This is a genomic window from Luteococcus sp. H101, assembly GCF_038433155.1.
In the GTDB taxonomy this organism is placed as follows: Bacteria; Actinomycetota; Actinomycetes; order Propionibacteriales; family Propionibacteriaceae; genus Luteococcus.
Genome location: NZ_JBCDMW010000030.1, coordinates 62,392 through 81,644, shown reverse-complemented (window position 1 = coordinate 81,644; position 19,253 = coordinate 62,392). Strand labels below are relative to the sequence as shown.

The window sequence follows — 19,253 nt, the reverse complement described above, 5'->3', positions numbered from 1 at the left end:
TGGTTCATCGCCCGCTGCGATGAACCACCGCAGCGGGCGGGTGCATCGGTGCTCAGACGTGGCCCAGCGAGTTCAGGACAGCGGCCGAGGCGGACAGCCCCAACCGGGTGGCGCCCGCGGCGACCATGGCCAGTGCGGTTTCGCTGTCCCGGATACCGCCAGACGCCTTGACGCCCAGCCGTCCACCGACGGTCTTGGCCATCAGCTCCACCGCATGCACGCTGGCCCCTCCGGCCGGGTGGAAGCCGGTGCTCGTCTTGACGAAGTCGGCGCCGGCGCGGGCGGCAGCTTGGCACACTTGCACAATCGTGTCGTCGTTCAGGGCGGCAGACTCGATGATCACTTTGAGCACCACAGGCGCGGGAACAGCGCGACGTACGGCGAGGATTTCCGCCTCTGTCAGATCAAAGTGACCCTCCAGAGCGTGCCGCAGGTTGATCACCATGTCGACCTCGTCGGCCCCCGCCCGCGCGGCCTGACCGGCCTCGTAGGCCTTGGTCTCTGCAGAATGGGCCCCGGAGGGGAAGCCGCACACTACCGCCAGTTTGATGCCGTTCGGCACCGCGATTGGCAGGTGGCTTGGGGAGAGACACACGGAGTAGGTACCCAGCGTGGCAGCCTCGTCGATCACCCGTTGGATCTGGTCGAGCGTCGCTTCGGGCTTGAGTACGGTGTGGTCGATCATCTGGGCGAGCTGAGTGCGAGTGGGATTTGTGGTCATGACGGGTCCTTTCGGTGGGTGGGCGGCTATCGATCAAGCAACGCTGAAGCTGTCGGCTGATCCGTGACCAGAATCGTGCAGAGCTTCTGGTTGAGGGCAGCCCGGGCAATGGCCACCTTCGCGGGGCCGGCGCAGACTGCGATGGAGCTGGGTATGGTGTGGATGTCAGTAAGGCTGAGACCAATTGTTCTGGCCTGCAGGTCCTCGTCGACGGGTTCGCCCTCGCCGTTGACGAATCGGGCCAGGACATCTCCCACTGCGCCGCGCCTGCGGAGCTGGTCGATCTGGAGCGCGGTGAGGCAGCCCGACTGCACCAGCACGGATTCGCGGGTGGCAGCACCCAAGGAGAAAACGATCGCGTCTGCCGTACGAGCAAGTTCCAGCACACCCCGGATGGCGGGCTCGCGCCGTAGCGCGGGAGCCAGCGTCTGGGAATCGATGACGGCCGGTGCCGGGAGGAAGACAGGAGTGCCGTTCGACTGTCTGGCCAGTCGGGAGATCACGGAGGCCGGATCGCCCCACCCAGGATGGCTGAGTCCACCATTGGCCTGCACCACAGTGGCTCGATCCGTCCACATCGATGAGATCTGCTCGGCCAGCGCCGTCATGGTGAAGCCCCATGACGCAGCCACCACTCGCGGGTTCGGAGACAGGTCCGCGAGGGCATCCGCGGCGGCACCGGCCACCAACCGAAGGTTGTCCTCGGGTTGGGTGGCTCCGGGTACGACGATGGAGGACTGCAATCCGAAGCGGTCCACCATGGCGGCTTCCAGATCGTGACAGCGGGCACGAGGATGGACGATACGTACCTGAACGATGCCGCGCCGCTTGGCTTCGGCCAGCATCCGGCCTACCTGCCATCTTGTCAGGTGCAGCCGTGCGGCCACCTCCTGCTGGGTCAGGTCTCGCTCGTGGTAGAGCTCAGCCGCCCGGAGCAGGAGATGGTCGTACTTGTCATCGCGTCGCGGCATTGATCAGATCGCGCCGTTGGGCAAGAACAGCACCTTGGAAGACACGACGCTGCGTTCCGCCATCTGCTGGATCAGCACCGGGACCTGTTCCAAGGCTTCCTCATGCGTGATCATGAACTGCCAGCGCAGGTTGCCGCGTGCCATCTGGTCGAGCGCCGTGGTCCACTCGGCTCCCGGGAAGGGCGCTGAGAAGGAGTTCCAGGAACCTCGGATATTGATCTCCAGTCGCATCAGGCGGGCCCACGAGGAATTGCTGATGATGATGTCCTCGTTGGGGATTCCGATTAAAACCACGTCGCCATGCCGAGCCGTGATCCCCACTGCCTGATCAGTCACGGTTGGGACGCCGGAGGTTTCGATGACGACGTCGAAGCCGCTACCCACAAGCGGTTCCAGCTCTTCCTTTGTGATCGGCGCATGATCGGCGCCGGCCTCGAGCGCCAACTTGGCTTTTTCCGGCGCTACATCGACAGCCACGATCTCGCCGGCGCCCATGATTCGCGCCCACTGGACAGCGAAGAGCCCGATCGGGCCGCCGCCCCCCAAAACGGCCACTCGGTGCCCGGCCCGCAACTGGGTGCGCCAGATGGCATGCAGAGCTATGGCAGCCGGATCAGCCATGGCGGCAGCCCTGGGATCAAGGCCCTCCGGCACCTTCAGCAACAGGTCTGCAGGGCCAGCCACAAACTGTGCATAGGCACCATGGCGACGTGAACCGTAGTAGTCGTAGTTCTCACACAGACTGAACTGCCCCTGGGCGCAGGGAGGGCAGTCAAAGCATGGCAGCATCGGCGGTACCGTCACCAAATCACCCACATTGAGGCCGTCGACCCCCTCACCAAGCTCGTCCACCCAGGCGCTGAACTCGTGGCCACAAACCAGGGGCAACTTGTGCGGGCCCTTGAGGAACATCCGCGCAAGGTCAGAGCCGCAAACGCCACAGGCAGCGACTTTCAACAGCACCTCGCGATTGCCCGGGGTGGGAACCTCGACCTCCTCGATTCGGATGTCGCCCACCGCGTGCATCATGGCGACCTTCATCATCCGTGTCATCGTCGTATCCTTCCGTGGTTGTTCAGGCCTGTTCGAGGTGGCGGGTCATGTCACGCATCAGTTCGCGCATGGCGTCGTAGGTCCTCAGATAGGCGTGGTAGCTGTACTCGTAGGCCTCGTGGGCCGTCTGGTTCGGCTCGATCACCGCAACGGTGTGCACCATCTGTTGGGCAGCGGCGGGCAGATCAGGGAAGATGCCCGCGCCGACGGCGGCCATCATGGCCGACCCAAGTACAGGACCCTCGCGGACGTCGGTGAAGGTCATCGGCACATTGGTCACGTCGGCGTGCAGTTGCATCCACAGCTTGGACTTGGCCGGGCCACCCGAGACGACGACGCTCTCCGGAGGGTAGCCATTGGCGCGCATCACGTCGAAGATGCTCTGCGTTCCGAAGCAGACTCCTTCCATGATCGCTCGGAACATGTGGCCCTCGGTGTGCCCCAGACTCAGTCCCCAGAAAACACCGCGCGAGCGGGCATCCGAGTAGGGCGCGCGGTTACCCTGGAAGTGGTCGAGGAGGATTAGGCCGTCACTGCCGACCGGCACCTGCGACGCCAGTTCGTCGAGCACGGTGTAGGGGTCCACACCTGCTGCCTTGGCCCGTTCGCGGGCGATCGGGGCAAGATTGTTCTTGAACCATGCCGCCACCGAGCCGGTCGACGACTGGCCGCTCTCCACGGTGTACTCGCCCTTGATGACAGCGTCGGTGAAGGAACCCCAGATGCCCGCAGCGTGCACGGGGGTCTTCGACTGGCCGATCATCACGTGGCTCGAGCCGGTGATCAAGGCCATCTTGCCGGGCTCCACAACGCCCAGTCCGATGGCTCCGGCATAGGCGTCGATAGCCCCCTCTGCCACCGGAGTGCCGGGCTTGAGCCCCAGCTCCGCGGCTCTATCCGGCCGCAACCCACCCACCACCTCACCGATCGGCAACAGGTTCTTGGGGAACTTGTCCAGCACTGCCTCCGCACCGGCCTTCTGGTACAGACCCACTGGCCAGCCTCCGCTGTCGCCGTCATAGAAGTACTTGCCCGCCGCGTGATTGAGCGACATCGACCACTCGCCGGTCAGCTTGTTCACGAGCCAGTCGGTGCAGTCGCAGATCACCTTTGCCTTCTCGAAGACCTCAGGCTCGTTCTTCGCGATCCACATGGACTTCGGGGCGCCCCACTCGGCAGAGACGGGTCCGAATCCGGAGTACTTCAGCGCTTGGTCTCCGGTGGCGGCCAGCGAGTCTGCCTCCGGGGCAGCCCGCACGTCCATCCACAGCAAGGCAGGCCGCAGATGCCGATCATTCTCATCCATGGCGACGACCGTCGCGGCAGTGGAGTCGAGCCCGATCCCGACAATGGACTCGGACGTAGCTTGGCCAGCCGCCATCACCCCGCGGACGGCTTCGACGATGCACCGCCACCACTCATCTGGATCCTGTTCCGCCCGACCAGGGCGAGGGAATTCGGTGTGCCACTCGGTGGCGAAGACGGCGATCTGCTTCCCATCTGGGTCAAAGATGCCGGCGCGTGCTCCGCCGGTGCCCATGTCGATACCCAGCAGGAGTTGTTGTGCACTCATGATGTCGTTCCCACCTCACGGAATCAGCGTTGATCACGCGGACAGTTTGTGGCGGCTTTGCCACTCCTTCAGGGTGCTGCGCATCTCTCCCGAGGCACAACGAATCTGCCGGATTTGCTCACTTGAGCAGGGTGGGGGTCTCGATCGATAGCAACGCGAGGGGCGTCACCTCTCCACCTCGTCTAGGATGCGGGGAACCGCCCGTTCGATCGCGGCCAGCGTCGCGTGGAAGCCGTCCATTCCGCCATACCAGGGGTCGGGAAGGCCGTCGCCGGGCGAGGCCTCGGGGTCGTACTCGCTGAACAGGTGGAGGTTGTCGGCCTCCGGCACCAACCGTCGCATCCGGTCCACGTGGTACTGCTCCGCGGCCACCACCAGATCGGCCTCCTGGATCTCCCGTGCGGTGATCTGGTGGGCCCGATGGTTCGACGTGTCGTAGCCCGCCGCCTTGAGCACCCGGGCGGCGCGCGGATCGATCGGGCCGCCGTGCTCCTCGTCGCTCACGCCAGCCGAGGTGATCTCCACCTCCAGACCACGCTCGGCGGCCTGGGCTCGGGCCACCCGTTCGGCCATCGGGGAACGGCAGATGTTACCGTGGCAGACCATCACCACCCTCACCGGTCCTCTCCCTTCAGCAGGCCGCCGACCACGGCGCTCACGACGCTGATCACCACGGACCCCAGCAGGGCCGCGAGCCAGCCGGTCACCCGCCACGGCTGCCCGAGCTGCCCGGCCACCCAGCTGGTCAGCATCAACATGCCGGCATTCAGCACCCACAGGAAGAGCCCCAGGGTGAGGATCACCAGCGGGAGGGAGAGCACCTTCAAGACCGGCTTGACCAGGGCATTCAACACGCCGAAGATCACGGCCACGATGACGATCACCACGGCGCGCTGGGTCAAGCTGCCACCCTGCAGGGTGATTCCCGGAACCAGGACGGTGGCCAGCGCCAGGGCCGCAGCATTGGCAAGCAGTCGAGCGAACATGCCTCCAGCCTGCCACGCCCGCCCGGGGCCTCCCGGGTGGGCTGCCATGTCCTTCCACAACATATGCGGCAGGTCAGTTGTCCAAGCCCGCTTCGGGGCCCTTGGACAGATGACCTGCCGCATTTGTTGTGGGCCGGCCAGGAGCACCCCTGGTCCAGCTGGTCCAGACCCGGGACTGGCCTCCCGCGCAAGCCCCGGGCCTGACAGGATGGATGTTCACGGACGCACGCAAGGAGCACAGATGAGCCTGAAGGGCCGCAACTTCGTCAAGGAAGCCGATTTCACCCCCGCCGAATGGTTGGAACTGCTGGACCTGGCCGCCGAACTCAAGGCCGCCAAGAAGGCCGGCACGGAGGCCAAGCGCCTGCAGGGCAAGAACATCGCGCTGATCTTCGAGAAGACCTCCACCCGCACCCGCTGCTCCTTCGAGGTGGCGGCCTTCGACCAGGGCGCCCACACCACCTACCTGGACCCCAGCGGCTCGCAGATCGGCCACAAGGAGTCCATGGCCGACACCGCCCGGGTCCTGGGCCGGATGTTCGACGGGATCGAGTACCGCGGCTTCGGCACCGACGGCGTCGAGGTACTGGCCCAGCACGCCGGGGTGCCGGTGTGGAATGGGCTGACCAATGAGTGGCATCCCACCCAGATGCTGGCCGACCAGCTGACCATGCGCGAGCACTGCGCCAAGCCGCTGGACCAGGTGGCGCACGCCTACCTGGGCGACGCCCGCTACAACATGGGCAATTCCTGCCTGGTCTCCGGGGCGCTGGTGGGGATGGACATCCGGATCGTCGCCCCCGTCGAGTTCCAGCCCGAGGCCTGGGTGGTGGAGCTCGCGCAGCAGATCGCGAAGCAGACCGGCGCCCGGATCACCATCACCGATGACGTCGCCGCCGGGGTGCGGGGCTGTGACTTCCTGTCCACCGACGTCTGGGTCTCCATGGGCGAGCCCAAGCAGGTCTGGGCCGAGCGGATCGACAAGCTCAAGGCCTACCAGGTCAACGCCGACGTGCTGGCCGCCACCGGCAACCCCGACACCAAGTTCCTGCACTGCCTGCCGGCCTTCCACGACCGCAACACCACCGTCGGTGAGGAGATCTTCCAGGCCACCGGAATGGCTGCCCTGGAGGTCACCGACGAGGTCTTCGAGGGCCCGCAGTCCGTCGTCTTCGACCAGGCCGAGAACCGGATGCACACCATCAAGGCCGTGATGGTGGCGACGCTGGGGGACTGAGAGCTTGGGGTTGGACCTCGGGATCCCCGAGGGCCGGGGCCCTGCAGTCCGCTCTGGCAGGAACACGAAGTGTGTCAGTTTCCCACCGAGGTCGGTGGGAAACTGACACACTTCTGAGGTCTTACCGCGGGGGGTCAGTCCAGGATGCTGCTGAGCATCCCGGCCGCGCCGCCGTTGCCGCCGCCATTGGGCGTGGCGACGACATTCTCGCAGGGCTGGACCACCACGTGGCCCTGGCCCCGGAAGGCCATCTGCAGCATCTCGCCGGTGCCGCCGCGCACCATCGACTTCAGGCCGCCGGTGTCCATCTTGATGTCCATCTGCACGCCGCCGGTCCACATCACCACGGCCTGGGCGTCGGCGAAGGTGGGGGCCTGGGCAACGTCAAGGGCCACCGGCTCACCCTTGGTGGTGATGGCCACGAAGCCGGTGCCCTGCAGCGATACGTTGTAGAGCCCGCCGGTCATCACCGCGCCGCGGGCCTGGATCCGGTGCACATCCCACTGGATCGACTGGCTGAAGGCCAGCACATTGCCGCCATTGACGCTGATGCTGTCGTTCTCCAGGTAGATCACCTGGATCTCGGCCGCCTCGTCGGCCAGGAAGAGCTCACCGTTGCCGACGCACTCCATCAACGGCACACCCTCGCCGGTGGCGGCCTGCTTCAGCAGCTTGCCCAGACCGCCCGAGCCGCGGTTGGTGAAGTTGATCTGCCCCTGGTAGGCCACCATGGAGCCGGTGCGGGCCCAGACCGGGCCAAAGCCCATGTTCACCTTGAGCAGTTTCTTGTTCTGCAGGCTGAACTGGTGCTCGGAGTTCTTCTCCGCGTAGTCATTGAACAGGGGGCCGTAGAGCGGCATCGCGTCACCTCATCGTCGTCGGGTCCTGCCACGAGGGTAGGGGAGTGCCGGACCACGGCGGGCGTCGTTCACCAGAAGATCGCCAGCGGTTCGCCCGAGCGCCGCGAGCTGCGCGGCCGTCCAGTTCTGGGATCCGGCCCTGGAGTTCCGGCACGGCTCGGGCCGTCCCCGGCCAGACGGCAGGGGACCGCAATCCCGAGGTCGCTTTCCAGAACTGGTCAGGGGAACAACCCGGGCGCGTCCCCTGGGACCGGGCTCTGCCATGCTGTCCGCATGGGGTACTCGGCGGCCGAGCTGCAGCGGTTCGCGGGGCGCAGCGTGCCCGACCTGTTGCCCGACCCGCTGCGGCTGTTGGTGGTGGGGATCAACCCGTCGCTGTGGACGGCCGCCACCGGGGCGCACTTCGCCCGGCCGGGGAACCGTTACTACCCGGCCCTGGCCCGGGCCGGGATCATCTCCCACCCCTTTGATGCCTCCGACGGCTACCGGCCGGAGGACCTAGCCGAACTGCACCGGCTGGGGATCGGCAACACCAATCTGGTCTCCCGGGCCACAGCCCGCGCCGACGAACTGAGCCGCGAAGAGCTGCGTTCCGGCGCCCGTCGGCTGGAGCGGCTGGTGGCCCGGCGGCGGCCGGCCGTGGTGGCCGTGCTTGGCGTCACCGCCTACCGACAGGCCTTCGGCGTGCCCCGGGCGACGTTGGGGAAGCAGCCCCAGCCACTGGCCGGCGCCCGGCTGTTCGTGCTGCCCAATCCGTCGGGCCTGAACGCCCACGAGACCATCGACAGCCTGGCCGCGCAGTACGCCCACGCGGCCCGGGCGGCGGGAATCCTGGGATGAATCCGGGCAGGGTGCAACGAAAGCCGTCCGTCGTGCGTGCTGGGGATGTGACCACCACACTGTCGGCCGTCCCGGACACCCTGCCGGGTTTCGACGAGTGGTTGTCGCTCAGGGGGCAGGGTCTGCTCTCCTTCGCCTGGATGGTCACCCGCAACCGGGAGGATGCCAAGGACGCGCTGCAGGATGCGCTGCTGGGCCTCTACCCGCGCTGGCACCAGTTCGAGGATGCCGACGCCGCCGAGGCCTACCTCAAGCGCAGCATCGTAAACGCGTCGGTGAGCAATTGGCGCAGGTCGGGCAAGCGGTTGGTCCCGGTGGCCGATCCGGGGGTGATGCAGCCGTCGATCCCGGACTTCAGCGACAGCTACGACGAGGCGGACACGGCGTGGCAGCTGTGTGAACAGCTGTCTCCCCAGCAGCGGGCGGCGGTGGTGCTGCGCTTCCGGGAGGACTGCACCTTTGCGGACATTGCCCGCATCCTGCAGATCCCGGAGGCCACCGCCCGCTCGCACGTGCACCGGGCGCTGGCCCGGCTGCGTACGATGCTCCTGGCCCAGGAAGGGGGTGAGTGAGGTGGACGACGAGCACCAGCAGGACTTCTCCCGGGAGGAGGAGCTCTTCCGGCAGGCCTTCGCGCGGCACGGCGATGATCTGGCCGACGAACCGATCGGCTTCCTCCCGCCCGCCGACGAGCGGCCCCGCAGCGCCGTGCCCCTGGCCGTTCGCTGGTTGTCGGTGGCCGCTGCGCTGGCGGTGATCGGCGGCGGCAGCTGGGCCTACCTGAACCGAACCGACACCGCCGTGCCCGGCCCCGCCGCCCCCAGCGCCCTGCCGGCCTCGCCCAGTCCGACACCCTCCGCGTCGACAAGCCCCACGGCGTCTCCGTCGGCCAGCCCCAGCCAGACTCCGTCGCTCACCACCAGCCCGTCCCCGGCGCCCACCGCCGTCACGGTCACCACCGCCGCCCCCAGCCGGGCCGGATCCGCCACGCCGACGCGGACCGCGTCGGCCGGGCCATCGGCCACCGCGGCCAACTCACGGCAGCAGGCCGGCAGCGCCGGCCCCACGGCCCAGACCACGGCCCAGACCACCGGGCGAGCCTCGGCCGGCGCCGGAGCGACGGCCAGCCAGGGCCCCAGCGCCACCACCTCCCCCAGCAGCCAGGAACTGGGCGACGCCAACCCCCAGGACCCGGTACCCGCCAAGGCCGACCAGCTCACCGTGGACACCCCGGTAACCTTCTCCGGCTGGGGTGCCTACCAGCTGGGTACCACGGCCCCCGAGTTGACCCGGCGCAAGCTGATTGTGCCCGTCGACTACCTGTGCGAGGGCTCCGTGGCCCCGATCACGGCGCATCGCACCCTGGGGCTGAGCGGCACCGACTTCTCCGGGAAGTCCGGCCCCCTGGTCACCATGACCATCAGCAACCCGGTGGTGCGCACGGACCGTGGGGTCGGCGTCGGCATGACCCTGGCCCAGGTGGCCAAGGCCTATGGGGACCAGTTCGCCTACCAGACCAAGCGCGGCGAGTTCCAGGACCTGCTGGTGGGCCGGGCACAGCAGGGCAGCCAGGAAATCCTCTTCCTCACCGAGTCAGCGACGGGGGAGCCGGTGAAGGCCAGCCCGACCGCCACCGTGAGCGCCATGGTGGTGCGCCCCTATTCGGAGCTGGCCCCGCCCCAGGACGCCTGCTGAGCAAGCCCAATGCAGGGTCGGTGCTGGTGCGACGGGAGTTCGACGTCGGCGATGATCCCCGGCTGGCAGTGGGCCCGGGGGAAAGTGCGGTGGCTGGACATCGGCGCCGGCCCCGAGTCAGCCGAGCGGTCACCCTCATCCCCGGCTCTCAGCGCCGGTCCAGCGCACCCTTCAACCGGCCCAGCCCCTCCTCCAGGATGGCTCCCGTGGTGGCCAGGTTCATCCGGGCGAAGCCCTGTCCCGGGGCGCCGAAATCTCCACCGGAGTTCAGCCACAGGTTGCCGTGTTCCAGGATCCAGCCGGCCGGATCCGTCCCCAACCCGGCCCCGCGCAGGTCCAGCCAGCCCAGGTAGGTGGCATTCGGCGGCTGGAAGCCGACCTCCGGCAGCTCCGCCGCCAGGAAGTCCTTGACCCGCTGCCCGTTGCGGGCGATGGTGGCACGGGCGCCGTCCAGCCACTCGCCTCCCTCGGTGAAGGCGGCCAGATTGGCCTCGATCCCCAACGTCGTGGCGCCGTAGAGGCGGTCGGGGTGGGCGTCGGTGGCAAAACGACGCGCCGCCTGGGCCGTGTGCAGCGTGACCGTGGCACAGGGCAAGCCGGGGATGGAGAAGCTCTTCGACGCGCTGGTCACGGTGATGCAGTGGCTGGCCGCCGTCTGGTTGACCTCCGCATAGGCCTGGTGCGCGATGCCGGGCATGGTCAGCGGGGCGTGGATCTCGTCGCTGACCACCCAGCCGTCGTAGCGCGCCACGATCTCCGCCAGCCCGGCCAGCTCCTCGGCGGAGAAGACCTTGCCGACGGGGTTGTAGGGCTGGCAGAGGATCACCGAGCGCGCACCGGCCGCGAAGGCCCGCTCGACCCCGGCGAGATCCAGCGCCCACCGCTCGTCGATCCCGTCGGCATCAGGCGTCTCCAGCAGCGGCACCTCGACGGCCTGCCGCCCGATCAGCCCGGGGATCTCCAGGAAGTGCATATAGGCGGGGGTGGTGACCACGATCCCGGCCTCGGGCGGGGTGAAGACGTCCAGTGCCACCTCGATCCCGGCCAGCACATGCGGGACGACGGTGGTCCACTCCGGGTTGACGGTCATCCCGAGCCGCCGCGACGCGAAGTCCGCGAAGGCCCGCGGCACCCGGTCATCCACCTCGGCGTAGCCGAAGCCCTGTCGTGCCACCACCTGCGCGATGGCCTGCTCGATCGGTTCGGCCAGCGGGTAGTCCATCTCCGCCACCCACATAGGCAGCACCTCTGGGCCACGCCGGTTCCACTTCATGGAGCCGCGCTCGCGCAGGGACTGGGGGGTGAGGGATTCGAAGTCGGTCATGCCCCCGATCCTGCCGCAGCAGGGCAAACCGGGGCTCCCATGACCACGGGTCAGGAAGCGCCCAGCAAGTTGGTCGCCTGTCCTGTGGTCATTTTGGTGGTGAGTTCGCAACCCAAAAGACCACAGGACAATTGACCCACTCTCCCGGGGAGGGACACGGCACCCAGAATGCGAAACCGCCCGCCCTGCCGGAGCAGGACGGGCGGTTCGAAAGAGTTGGTGTCAGCCGATCACGCGGATGTCGGCGGCCTGGGCGCCCTTGGGGCCCTGGACAACCTCGAACTCAACGCGGTCGTTCTCGTTCAGGGTCTTGAAGCCCGAGCCCTGGATGGCGCTGAAGTGCGCGAACACATCGGCGGAGCCGTCCTCGGGAGCGATGAAGCCGAAGCCCTTTTCGGCGTTGAACCACTTCACGATGCCAGTAGTCATGTCATTCCTGCTTTCTGGTGCTGAACAGGCCGACTTTCGGACTGTTCGTAGCTGTGATGCCTTGTGAACCCATCCAGAAAACAGTTTTGGCACGGACTCCCAACGGGAGCTCAAGGCCGAAAACCGCTTGTCATACGAGGTACAGAACTTCAACAACTGGCCACCACACTACACGGCAGGGGTCCGATGCAAAACCGGTCCGAGCCCAGTGTTTGGCCCGTCGCTGGCAATACCACCCCTAAGGGTGGTCTGGCCGGTCGTTTGAACGAACAAGTGGGCGTGGGGGCGGGTCCAATCTTCAGGAAGCGCAGCCGAACAGGGCCGAACAAGGGACGTCGCCGGTACCCGACGGCCGGCTCGAATCCGACGAGATTCCGGGGTCCGCACGGCCAGGAAGCCCCGACCGATGCCGGTTTGAGCGAGGCCGTGATCATGGGACACGCGGCCGGGGCATGGATGATCGGTTGTTGCCCAGGAGACTGCTGACCAATCATGTTCGGCGGCGCTCTGCCGGATCCGGGGGATCCGCTGATCCCAGCTCTTGGGCAGTAGGTCCAGAACGGCCACCAGGCCGGGATCACCAGCCCATCCCGCCCGACACGGCCCGGCTCGGAACAGCATTGTTCAGCGGCCTCCTAGGCTTGTCCTGTCGGGGAGCCGCCGGCGGCCGTGCCGCCGGGCCCCGGATGACGCCGACCCACCCAGGAGTGCCGATGCCTCAGTCCACCACCACCCACGATGCCGGGCGGGGCCCGGTGCTGTCCGCCTCCACCGGCCCGGACCGGCCGATGGCGTCGATGGCGGGCGTGGGGCTGCGCGAGGGGCAGGTCTGGCACTTCCGGCAGCACCCGGCCGGGGGAGCCACCCCGATTGCCGAGGGATTCGACGCCCGGCCCGGCACCGTCTACGAGCTGGCCGTCTTCCCGGACCTGGAGCACGACGCCACCTCCAACAGCTCCCCGGACCCGAACTTCGGCGGCTGCTCGCTGGCCGTCGAGTTCCTCACCGACGAGGGCGTCGTGACCTTGACGGACCAGCACGAGCACCCCGTCGACGGCACCCGGCAATGCCTGGTGGCCAACAACTGGAACCTGCTGCAGCTCAGCCTGGAGCCGCTGGCTGGCCGTCGCGTCAACCGGGTCCGGCTGGCCAACCGGGAGGGCCTGGACGGGGCGGGCTGGGTGCAGGTCTTCGGCGTCGCCCCGCGGCCCACCGAGGAGCCTGACGTGGTGGACCGGGTCCGGACCACCCGTGGCACCCATTCCGCCTTCCTCTACTCCCGCGGCAATGCCCTGCCGCTGACCTGTCTGCCGCAGGGCTTCAACTTCCTGGTGCCGCTGACCGAGAGCCGTGACCGCAACTGGCTCTACGGCTACCACCGCGACGGCGGCCCGCGCCCGCGGCTGCAGGCCCTGGCCTTCTCCCACCAACCCAGCCCCTGGATCGCGGACCGCTCCGCCTTCCAGATCATGCCCTGGCAGGGCCGGCCCACCGCCTCTCCCCGGGAGCGGGCCCGCGCCTTCAGCCATGCCGACGAGATCGACCGGCCGCACTACTACCGGGTGGACCTCGACGGCGGCATCCGGGCGGAGATGACTCCCACGTCCCGCGCCGGGATCTTCACTTTCAGGTTCACCGAGCCCGGGCGGCACGGCGTCGTGCTGGACCAGCCCTTCGCCGGCAGCATGACCACCGAGACCCTGCCCGACGGCCGGGTGGTCTTCCGCGCCGCCATCGCCCCCGCCGAGGGCTGGACCGCCGGCCTGCACCGTCCCAGCCCGCCCGCCTATGTCTACGGCGAGACCAACGTCCCGGCCCAGGTCCACCCGGCCCGGGAACTGCGCAGCCCGCTGGAAGGGCTGCACGTCAAGGGCCTCCGGCTGGACCGGGGCTGGTTCGGTGCGGACCTGCTGGGCAAGCTGCGGCTGCCGCGCTCCCGGCCACAGGCCACCATCCTGGAGACCGACGCCGAGGTGCTGGAGGTGCGGGCCGCGATGAGCTTCATCGGCACCGATCAGGCCAGACGCAATCTGGAACTGGAGATCGGCGAGGCCGGCTTCGACGAGATCGCCGGGCGCGCGCAACAGACCTGGCGGGAGCTGCTGGCGCGGTTGGAGATCGACGGCGGCACCCTGGACCAGCGGATCACGGCGTGGAGCAACCTGGCCTGCCTCTACTCCTGGCCCAATGACCACCACGAGAACCTCGGCACCGCCGAGGAGCCCCGCTGGGCCTATGCCTCGCCCTTCCGACCGGCCGGCAAGCACGGGCCGGAGCAGACCGGCTGCCAGATCGTCGACGGCCAACTGAGCGTCAACAACGGCTACTGGGACACCTTCCGCACCTGCTGGCCGCTGTATTCCCTGCTCACGCCGGAGTTGGCGCCCGAGCTCTTGTCCGGCATCCTGCAGCAGTACCGCGGCGGCGGCTGGATGGCCCGCTGGTCCGCGCCCGGCTATGTGGACTGCATGCCCGGCACCAGCTCCGACGCGATCTTTGCCGACGCATCCCTGCACGGCACCCTCAACCGGCACGAGGACGACGAGCTGACCGCCTATGACTCGGCGCTGCGCAATGCCACCGGTCCGTCGGATTCGGTGCTGACCGGCCGAAAGGGAATCGGCAAGGGGCGGTTCGTCGGCTGGATCGACACCGCCACCCAGGAGGGCCTGGCCTGGACCATGGACAATGCCTCCTGCGACGCGGCGATCTCGCTGTGGTCCGGCCGGCTGGCGGCCCGGGCGGCGACGGATCCCCGGCTGGCCACCCGTCGGGCGGAGTTCGAGGCCAATGAGGCCTGGTTCGCCAACCGCGCCCTGTCCCACGCCCAGATGTTCGACGAGCGGATCGGCTTCTACCAGGGTCGTCGGCCCGACGGGAGTTTCCGCGTCCCACCGGAGAAGTTCGACCCGACGGTGTGGGGCACCGACTACACCGAGACCAATGCCTGGGGGCAGGCCTTCCATGCCCCGCACGACGGCGCCCTGCTGGCCCAGTTGCTGGGCGGGGAGCAGGCGCTGGCCGCCGCGCTGGACCGGATGCTGGAGACCCCGATGGTGATCCGACCGTCGGTCTGGGGCGGCTACCGCTACAACATCCAGGAGATGAACGAGGCCGAGGCCGACGGGATCGGGCAGCTGGCCATCAGCAACCAGCCGGCACACCACATCCCGTTCATGTATCTCTTTGCCGGGCAGCCGCACAAGACCCAGTGGCTGACCCGGGAGCTGCTGGACAAGAAGTTCGTCGGCTCGGAGATCGGCCAGGGCTACCCCGGCGACGAGGACAATGGGGAGATGAGCGGCTACTGGCTGCTGCTGGCGATGGGCCTCTACCCGCTCTTCGTCGGCGGTGGAGAGCTGGCCATCACGGCGCCGCTGTTCGCCAAGCTGGCCTGGAACCGGGCCGACGGCACCCGGCTGGAGATCCGGGCCACCAACATCGAGCACCGCTACATCCAGTCCCTGCGGGTCAATGGCGAGCGGTGGAATGCCTGCACCATCCCCGCGGAAATGGTGCGGGGTGATGCCCTGCTGGAGTTCGAGCTGGGCCCCGAACCGTCCAGCTGGGGGGCTGGGACCCGGCCGTGGAGCGCGTCGACGGCCACCGGAGAGCCGCGCCGTTGGCAGCCCGACCGCACCCCGGCGGCGCACTACGACGGCCCCCGCTGCCTGACGGACGACCGGGGCCACACGGTGGCGGACCTGGCTGCCGGGGACGTGGTGGAGTTCACCTGGGACGCCGAGTTCACCCCGCTGTACGCGACGCTGACCAGCCCGGATGCCGCCGCCCCCGCGCTCCGCGTCGAGATCCGGCGTGACGGGCACTGGCGGGACGCCGGCGTGGTCTCCCGGGCCACCCAGCACCCGGACCAGACCGCGGCCTACCTGCTGGGCACCAGTCCGAACGACGGTTTCCGGCTGGTCGCCACGGGGCCCTGTCGCCTGAGTCAGGTGGAGGTCTACTGACGCGCGGTCCCGCCCCTCGGCTGTCGACGATGACCGAGGGAATAGTAGTGAGGGACTCGCGGGTGATGTGCGCGACCGCATGCTCGGCCTAGCGTCGACCTCATGCTGAGAACGGGATGGGTACGAGTGGTTGCGGTGAGCCTGCTGGTGGCGTGGCTGTCGTTGGCAAGCAACATCACCACCCAGGCCCAGCTCTCGGGGGAGGCCAACACGTTGCTGGCCGGCCGGCTGGTCGTCAGCAAGCTGCTGAATTCCGGCACCATCTGGGCCGGCTTGCCGATCCTCGCGGGCTGGTTGGTGCGACGCCCATGGTGGGCCGTGCTGGCCGGCGGCGTCTCCGCGGAGCTTGCGCTGGTGGCGCACTACGCCGCTGGCCAGCTGTTGGGCATCTTTCAGCCTGGAATCTGGCGGGACAATGGCTACTGGTTCGTTTTCGGCCTGTTCTGCGCCCTGCTCGGGCCGATCGGTGCCCTGGCTCGACGCGCCGACTGGATTGGGCTGCTGGCTCGACTCGCCATCCCCGCCGGGGCACTGGCGGAGCCCTTCGTCGTGAGCATGTTCAGCAGGCCACAGATCCTTCCCTGGCCGGATCGCTTCGCCAGCACCGCGTGCGGGGTCTTGCTCTTGGCCATGGGTCTGTGGGGCACATTCTTTGTCGTTCGAGATGCTGCAACCGCACACAGGGAACCTGTGGTCTCCGAATAGGAGCCCCTGCTCTACAAGGGCACGGATCTCTGTCACACGGACTTGCGACCGGTGACCTGATCGGACAACAGGAGCGGCCGCCGTGGCGCATCAGGCAACCACGGCGGCCGAGCCGGTCGAGACCTGGATCAGGCGATCGTGACCGGGATGCTCACCACGGTGCCGGACGGTGCGGCCTTCAGCGTCAGCACGGCCGAGCCCTTGGTCGCCGACGCCGGCACGGTGACGGTGATGGTGGCCTGGCCATTGACAACCCTCGCGGTGCCCACCTGCACGTCGCCGATGGACGCCACCAGCGAGGTGTTGGCCACCGCGCCGGCGGACTTCATGTCCAGGGTGTCGGTCTGGTTGGCGCCCTGCGGGGCACCAACGGTGAAGGTGGTGGCCTGACCCGCGGTCAGGGTCTTCGGGGTCTCCTTCATACTGACGGCGCCCCGGGCGTAGCTGGGGGAGACCGTCTGCTGCTCGGTCAGCCAGTCCACCCAGGCGGCCAGGTCGCTGGCGCCGGTGTCCCGGGTGTTCTGACCCTCGGCCAGGACGCGGAAGTTGTCGCCGCCGGTGATCAGGAAGTTGCCGGAGCCGACGGTGTACAGCTTGGCCGGGTCAATCGCCTTGCCATTGACGGCAATCGAGGTGATCCGGTCGCCGGCGGGGCGGGACTCGTCGTAGGTGTAGGTGACGTTCTTGCTCAGACCCAGCTGCAGGTAGGCCCGGCTGGGGGTGCTGCCGTCGGCATTGGTCTGCCACTGCTGCTCCAGCATGGTCTTGACCTGGGCGCCGGTCAGCTGGGTGGTCATCAGGGTGTTGGCGAAGGGCAGGATGGCCGCGGCGGCGGCGTAGCTGATCTCGCCCGACGGCAGGTCGGCCCGGGTGCCGCCCGGGTTCTGCACGCCGATGAACTCCGGGTCCCCATTGCCCAGCTTGTCGTGGAACATCTGGGCCACCATGTTGCTCAGCGAGCTCTCCACGGCGCGGTTGTCCGGGCTGCCGTCGGCCTTCAGGCCGCGGGTCACGGGCCCCGTGGAGGTGGCGATCACCCGGGAGCCGATGATCTTGGCCTGGGCCAGGGCGTCGGTTGTGATCTTCTGCACCTCGGCGACGCGCGGGTGGGCGGCCACCAGGGCGGGCACCTCGGTGGAGGGCTTGACCTTCAGGTTCTGGGCCTGCGAGGAGCACACGGTGCCGCGCAGCTCTGCGCCCGGATCCTTCACTGCGCCCTTGCCCTTGCCCTTGTTGTTTCCGGGGCGCATCGGCTGGGTGTTGTCCAGGGTGAGCTCCACCTGACCGACGGCGGCGCCGTAGCTGCCGGACTCGATCACGGGGCGGGTCTTGTCGGTGCCGGGAACCGGGGCCTGCCAGGCATAGCTCTGGTGGGTGTGCGCGGTCAGGATCGCGGCCACCTTCGGTGAGGTTTCGTTGACGATGCTGGCGAAGGGCTTGCTGGTCAGGGCCTCGTCCAGGGTCTTCGGCTCGCTGACGGCGGCCCCCTCGTGGTAGCTGGCAATCACCACGTCGGCCTCACCATTGGCCGGGTCCCCGTCGGTCAGCGCCTCGGTCTGGGTGTTCACGGCGGCCACCGGGTCGCCCAGGTCCACATTGGTGAAGACCTCGGTGCCCACCAGGCTCTTCAGGTCACCCGTGACGGCACCGACGACGGCAATCCTCAGCCCGTCGCGCTCCACGATGGTGTACGGCTTCACGGCCGGGGTGGTGGTGCCCTTGGTGTACAGGTTGGCGGCCAGGTAGGGGAACTCGGCCCGCTGCTGGATCCGGCCGGTGAAGTCTGCCCAGCCCCGGTCGAACTCGTGGTTGCCGGCGGTGGCGGAGTCCAGGTCCATCGCGTTCAGCAGGTCGATCGTCGGGTTGTCCTCCTGGACCGCCGACGGGAAGAGCGAGGCGCCCACATTGTCCCCGGAGCTGATCACCATGGAATGCTGCTCACCGGCGGCCTGCCGGGCGGCCTCGATGGTGCCGAAGAAGGCCACGGTGTCCGGGCTGGCGGTGGCGAGCCGGCCGTGGAAGTCGTTGAAGGCCAGCAGCGTGAGCTTGTTGGTCTCCTGCTGGCAGGCGACGGCCTGCTGGGGCTTCGGCTTGGGGGTGGGCTTGCCGGCGACGGCCGAGGTGCTGCCCCCGGCTACGAGGGCGAGGGCCGCCACCGAGGTGACGGCGGTGCGCGCCAGACCAGTGAACATGGGTACTCCTTGGTGGGGGATCCGCGAGGATCGGTGAGGTGCGCCGGGGTGGACACGGGGCCGTGCAGGCGCATGCACAGGTCAGCTTCCTGCCATTCGACGACGACACGCAAGGGCCCGGGGTCATGTTTGAAAAGAATTCACCAATTCAACTGTTCGGCCTGTCATGCGACATGACTGGGGGACACGGAGGTAGCGTCGCCACATGTCTGTCACCACAGAAGAAGTCGACGCCGTCCGCTTCCGACTGAGCGGCCGTGGCGGCCATGGCTATGAGGTCCGGGCCGTCGACGACTTCCTGGACCAGGTCCGGGAGCTGCTGGCCCAAGGGCTCGCGGTGGCCGAGCTGGCGGATGCGGCGCGCTTCCCGTTGAGCCGACGCGCTGGTGAGGGCTATCACGCCCAGGACGTGGACGAGTTCCTGGACCGGCTGGCGGGGCACCACAACCCGCACGGCCACGGGGCCGATGGCGACGCTGCGGACGTGGACGGGGACGGGGCGCAGCCCTCGTCGGACTTCGGCCGGATCGAGCCACTACCCGAGGAGCCCGGCTTCTTCGGGCGCCTCTTCCGGCGTCGCTGACTCCCCTTGGGGCCGACATCCCGGGGCGTGGGCCGTCGGCGCGCTGGATGCCAGCAGGGCGGTCACGGTGGCGGCGAGTGCCAGGAGTCTGCGCAACATGCCGCCATTCTGCCCGG

General features: G+C 68.3%; 17 protein-coding genes. 7 read left to right on the top strand and 10 right to left on the bottom strand.

Annotated elements, in window-relative coordinates; translation table 11 throughout:
- Window positions 1-52 precede the first annotated feature (52 nt).
- The 6 genes from deoC to AAEX60_RS12940 form a co-directional block, all read right to left on the bottom strand.
- Complete coding sequence (gene deoC / locus AAEX60_RS12965; protein WP_342103978.1) at window positions 53-721, bottom strand: deoxyribose-phosphate aldolase; 669 nt, start codon at window positions 719-721, stop codon at window positions 53-55.
- Between the two features lie 26 nt (window positions 722-747).
- Window positions 748-1,566 (bottom strand): sugar-binding transcriptional regulator, encoded by an 819-nt coding sequence (locus AAEX60_RS12960; RefSeq protein ID WP_342103977.1) that lies wholly within the window; start codon window positions 1,564-1,566, stop codon window positions 748-750.
- Window positions 1,567-1,695: 129 nt separating this feature from the next.
- Entirely contained in the window at window positions 1,696-2,745 is a 1,050-nt protein-coding gene (locus AAEX60_RS12955) for a galactitol-1-phosphate 5-dehydrogenase (protein ID WP_342103976.1), read from the bottom strand.
- A 22-nt stretch (window positions 2,746-2,767) separates the two neighbouring features.
- Window positions 2,768-4,285 carry an FGGY-family carbohydrate kinase gene (locus AAEX60_RS12950; protein ID WP_342104013.1) on the bottom strand — a complete coding sequence of 506 codons (1,518 nt, stop codon included), beginning with the start codon at window positions 4,283-4,285 and terminating at the stop codon, window positions 2,768-2,770.
- A 198-nt stretch (window positions 4,286-4,483) separates the two neighbouring features.
- On the bottom strand, window positions 4,484-4,924 hold the full coding sequence (locus tag AAEX60_RS12945; protein WP_342104012.1) for a low molecular weight protein-tyrosine-phosphatase: 441 nt from the start codon (window positions 4,922-4,924) through the stop codon (window positions 4,484-4,486).
- A gap of 8 nt (window positions 4,925-4,932) precedes the next feature.
- Window positions 4,933-5,304, bottom strand: a complete 372-nt coding sequence (locus AAEX60_RS12940; protein WP_342103975.1) for a phage holin family protein — start codon at window positions 5,302-5,304, stop codon at window positions 4,933-4,935.
- A 241-nt stretch (window positions 5,305-5,545) separates the two neighbouring features.
- Here AAEX60_RS12940 and argF point away from each other — a divergent pair, with 241 nt between their 5' ends.
- On the top strand, window positions 5,546-6,541 hold the full coding sequence (gene argF / locus AAEX60_RS12935; RefSeq protein WP_342103974.1) for an ornithine carbamoyltransferase: 996 nt from the start codon (window positions 5,546-5,548) through the stop codon (window positions 6,539-6,541).
- Window positions 6,542-6,675: 134 nt separating this feature from the next.
- Here argF and AAEX60_RS12930 read toward each other — a convergent pair whose 3' ends face one another.
- Window positions 6,676-7,401, bottom strand: coding sequence for an AIM24 family protein (locus AAEX60_RS12930; protein WP_342103973.1), 726 nt, complete (start codon window positions 7,399-7,401; stop codon window positions 6,676-6,678).
- A gap of 273 nt (window positions 7,402-7,674) precedes the next feature.
- Between AAEX60_RS12930 and AAEX60_RS12925 the strand changes: the two genes are divergently transcribed.
- From AAEX60_RS12925 to AAEX60_RS12915, 3 genes are read left to right on the top strand one after another with little or no spacing between them, the layout of a single operon-like run.
- A complete protein-coding gene (locus AAEX60_RS12925) occupies window positions 7,675-8,241 on the top strand; it encodes a mismatch-specific DNA-glycosylase (protein WP_342103972.1) in 567 nt (188 codons plus the stop codon).
- A 47-nt stretch (window positions 8,242-8,288) separates the two neighbouring features.
- A complete protein-coding gene (locus AAEX60_RS12920) occupies window positions 8,289-8,813 on the top strand; it encodes an RNA polymerase sigma factor (RefSeq protein ID WP_342103971.1) in 525 nt (174 codons plus the stop codon).
- The gene (locus AAEX60_RS12915) at window positions 8,806-9,936 is read left to right on the top strand and encodes a hypothetical protein (RefSeq protein ID WP_342103970.1); all 1,131 of its coding nucleotides are present in this window, start codon (window positions 8,806-8,808) and stop codon (window positions 9,934-9,936) included. The genes AAEX60_RS12920 and AAEX60_RS12915 overlap by 8 nt, the downstream gene beginning before the upstream one ends.
- Window positions 9,937-10,084: 148 nt before the next feature.
- On the opposite strand, the gene AAEX60_RS12910 is transcribed toward AAEX60_RS12915, so the two are convergent.
- Window positions 10,085-11,260 carry a MalY/PatB family protein gene (locus AAEX60_RS12910; protein WP_342103969.1) on the bottom strand — a complete coding sequence of 392 codons (1,176 nt, stop codon included), beginning with the start codon at window positions 11,258-11,260 and terminating at the stop codon, window positions 10,085-10,087.
- A 222-nt stretch (window positions 11,261-11,482) separates the two neighbouring features.
- Window positions 11,483-11,689 (bottom strand): cold-shock protein, encoded by a 207-nt coding sequence (locus AAEX60_RS12905; RefSeq protein WP_342090287.1) that lies wholly within the window; start codon window positions 11,687-11,689, stop codon window positions 11,483-11,485.
- 713 nt (window positions 11,690-12,402) lie between these two features.
- On the opposite strand from AAEX60_RS12905, the gene AAEX60_RS12900 reads away from it, so the two are divergent.
- Together AAEX60_RS12900 and AAEX60_RS12895 are read left to right on the top strand one after the other, a co-directional pair.
- A complete protein-coding gene (locus AAEX60_RS12900; protein WP_342103968.1) occupies window positions 12,403-15,657 on the top strand; it encodes a GH92 family glycosyl hydrolase in 3,255 nt (1,084 codons plus the stop codon).
- A 102-nt stretch (window positions 15,658-15,759) separates the two neighbouring features.
- Window positions 15,760-16,362: a hypothetical protein gene (locus AAEX60_RS12895; protein ID WP_342103967.1), complete on the top strand. Its 603-nt coding sequence runs from the start codon at window positions 15,760-15,762 to the stop codon at window positions 16,360-16,362.
- A 128-nt stretch (window positions 16,363-16,490) separates the two neighbouring features.
- Here the strand turns inward: AAEX60_RS12895 and AAEX60_RS12890 are convergent, their stop codons facing one another.
- Window positions 16,491-18,554 carry a bifunctional metallophosphatase/5'-nucleotidase gene (locus tag AAEX60_RS12890; protein ID WP_342103966.1) on the bottom strand — a complete coding sequence of 688 codons (2,064 nt, stop codon included), beginning with the start codon at window positions 18,552-18,554 and terminating at the stop codon, window positions 16,491-16,493.
- 205 nt (window positions 18,555-18,759) lie between these two features.
- Here AAEX60_RS12890 and AAEX60_RS12885 point away from each other — a divergent pair, with 205 nt between their 5' ends.
- Complete coding sequence (locus tag AAEX60_RS12885; protein WP_342103965.1) at window positions 18,760-19,137, top strand: DivIVA domain-containing protein; 378 nt, start codon at window positions 18,760-18,762, stop codon at window positions 19,135-19,137.
- The last annotated feature ends 116 nt before the right edge of the window (window positions 19,138-19,253 follow it).

Coding starts and splice junctions, on each gene's coding strand:
- AAEX60_RS12925 (WP_342103972.1), top strand. CDS start 7,675: ATGGGGTACTCGGCGGCCGAGCTGCAGCGGTTCGCGGGGCGCAGCGTG.
- AAEX60_RS12910 (WP_342103969.1), bottom strand. CDS start 11,260: ATGACCGACTTCGAATCCCTCACCCCCCAGTCCCTGCGCGAGCGCGGC.
- AAEX60_RS12945 (WP_342104012.1), bottom strand. CDS start 4,924: ATGGTCTGCCACGGTAACATCTGCCGTTCCCCGATGGCCGAACGGGTG.
- AAEX60_RS12950 (WP_342104013.1), bottom strand. CDS start 4,285: ATGGGCACCGGCGGAGCACGCGCCGGCATCTTTGACCCAGATGGGAAG.
- AAEX60_RS12885 (WP_342103965.1), top strand. CDS start 18,760: ATGTCTGTCACCACAGAAGAAGTCGACGCCGTCCGCTTCCGACTGAGC.
- AAEX60_RS12905 (WP_342090287.1), bottom strand. CDS start 11,689: ATGACTACTGGCATCGTGAAGTGGTTCAACGCCGAAAAGGGCTTCGGC.
- AAEX60_RS12960 (WP_342103977.1), bottom strand. CDS start 1,566: ATGCTGGCCGAAGCCAAGCGGCGCGGCATCGTTCAGGTACGTATCGTC.
- AAEX60_RS12955 (WP_342103976.1), bottom strand. CDS start 2,745: ATGACACGGATGATGAAGGTCGCCATGATGCACGCGGTGGGCGACATC.
- AAEX60_RS12930 (WP_342103973.1), bottom strand. CDS start 7,401: ATGCCGCTCTACGGCCCCCTGTTCAATGACTACGCGGAGAAGAACTCC.
- AAEX60_RS12895 (WP_342103967.1), top strand. CDS start 15,760: ATGCTGAGAACGGGATGGGTACGAGTGGTTGCGGTGAGCCTGCTGGTG.
- AAEX60_RS12940 (WP_342103975.1), bottom strand. CDS start 5,304: ATGTTCGCTCGACTGCTTGCCAATGCTGCGGCCCTGGCGCTGGCCACC.
- AAEX60_RS12890 (WP_342103966.1), bottom strand. CDS start 18,554: ATGTTCACTGGTCTGGCGCGCACCGCCGTCACCTCGGTGGCGGCCCTC.
- AAEX60_RS12900 (WP_342103968.1), top strand. CDS start 12,403: ATGCCTCAGTCCACCACCACCCACGATGCCGGGCGGGGCCCGGTGCTG.
- deoC (WP_342103978.1), bottom strand. CDS start 721: ATGACCACAAATCCCACTCGCACTCAGCTCGCCCAGATGATCGACCAC.
- argF (WP_342103974.1), top strand. CDS start 5,546: ATGAGCCTGAAGGGCCGCAACTTCGTCAAGGAAGCCGATTTCACCCCC.